1 pseudogene is annotated in these 979 nt (G+C 69.9%); it reads right to left on the bottom strand.

Annotation, left to right across the window (positions count from 1 at the left end):
* Positions 1-979, bottom strand: a pseudogene (locus TBU01S_RS22700) (hypothetical protein); the annotation flags it as partial.

Genomic DNA, 979 nt, shown 5'->3' with positions numbered 1-979 from the left:
CGACCACCGGGGCGTGGTCGTAGCTGATGGCGTATTCGCTGCCGCCGTCCGGCATCGAGGACGGCGCGAGGAACACTTCGCCCGTGCCATAGACCACCACGCCGGTACCGGCGCCGCTCAACTGGCCATAGCCGTCGTCCGTGGCCGTGCGCACCACACCGCCCGATGTCCAGGACACCGACAGGCTGCCCGGCTCGATGTGCGGGTGCTCCAGCGTCAGGCGCAGCGTGGGCGGCGCAAAGCCGGCCTGGCCGCTGCGGTTGGTGAAGGCGCGGTTCGGCCCCCAGTAGATGACCAGCGCACTGCCGGCATCAGGCAGCGCATCGAGCGTGGCGAGCAGGCTTCCGGTGAGGTAATTGACCGTGCCGCTGCCCGCGCCTTCGAGCACGCCGGTGCCGTTGTCTTCCAGCGTGTAGGTGTTGCCCAGTGCGCGGTAGACGATGCGCACGCTGCCGGGCGCGGGCAGCGGCTTGAGGATGGCGGTGTAGTTGTAGGCGCGGTTCTCCTGCCCGATCTTGATGCGCAACCCCATCGGCGAGCCGGCGACGACCACTTCGCGCGGGGCAGTGGCCAGGGTGTGGCTGAAGCCCATGGCGTAGCTCTGATCGACAACGGGGTGCTCGGACTGCGAGCTGGGCACGAGCTGGGTATAGATGCTGTCGACCCGCAGCGCACGATCGCCCAGCGCGGCCGGCTGGGCCAGGCGGGCGGCGCCGTAGTACTGTGCGGCGTCGGCGACGCGGGTATCGCGGATGAGCGTGCGGTTCGCGGCGCGTGCGAAGGTGCGCGAGGGTGGCGAGCCGGGGAAGTCGGTGCGCAGCGCGTCGGACAGCTCGCAGATGACCACCGCGGCCGGGTAGTCGACGTAGCCGCTGCCCGAGGAATACGTGAAGGTGCGCACCTCGGAGGTGACGCCGATCACCCGCACATACTGGGTCACCGCGGTCGGCTGGCCTTCGTTGAGCGTCAGGACCAGGGT

It is taken from the genome of Thauera butanivorans NBRC 103042, assembly GCF_001591165.1.
In the GTDB taxonomy this organism is placed as follows: domain Bacteria; phylum Pseudomonadota; class Gammaproteobacteria; order Burkholderiales; family Rhodocyclaceae; genus Thauera; species Thauera butanivorans.
The sequence above is the reverse complement of the archived record's forward strand: the minus strand, read 5'-3'. Positions and strand labels throughout refer to the sequence as shown.